The sequence below is a fragment of the Pseudomonas sp. RGM 3321 genome, assembly GCF_022836805.1.
Taxonomy (GTDB): Bacteria; Pseudomonadota; Gammaproteobacteria; order Pseudomonadales; family Pseudomonadaceae; genus Aquipseudomonas.
Genome location: NZ_JALHBH010000017.1, coordinates 1 through 318 on the forward strand (window position 1 = coordinate 1; position 318 = coordinate 318).

At 53.8% G+C, this 318-nt stretch carries 1 protein-coding gene; it reads left to right on the forward strand.

Going from position 1 to position 318, the window contains the following annotated elements; translation table 11 throughout:
• Positions 1-53: 53 nt before the first annotated feature.
• Positions 54-318 (forward strand): helix-turn-helix domain-containing protein (locus RGM3321_RS00050; protein ID WP_347880954.1); only part of this gene is annotated, 265 nt, incomplete at its 3' end.

Sequence of the window (318 nt, forward strand, 5' to 3'; positions counted from 1 at the left end):
TGTCCCGTCCTGAATAAGGTTTACACCTTCTGACCTTTCCTCAGGAGGACTTAATGGATTCGGGTAAAAGGCGCAGCCAACGCGATTACACGCTAGCCTTTAAATTATCGGTCGTAGACCAGGTTGAAAAAGGCGAGTTGAGTTATAAAGAAGCCCAGCGACGCTATGGCATCCAAGGCCGGTCGACGGTGCTGGTCTGGTTACGAAAGCACGGTCGACAGGATTGGAGCCAAGGCGCATCAATTCGAGAGCCGAGGATCAGGTCCATGACCGAGCCAACCCTCCCGCCGTCACCCGAGCAGCGGATTAAAGAGCTTG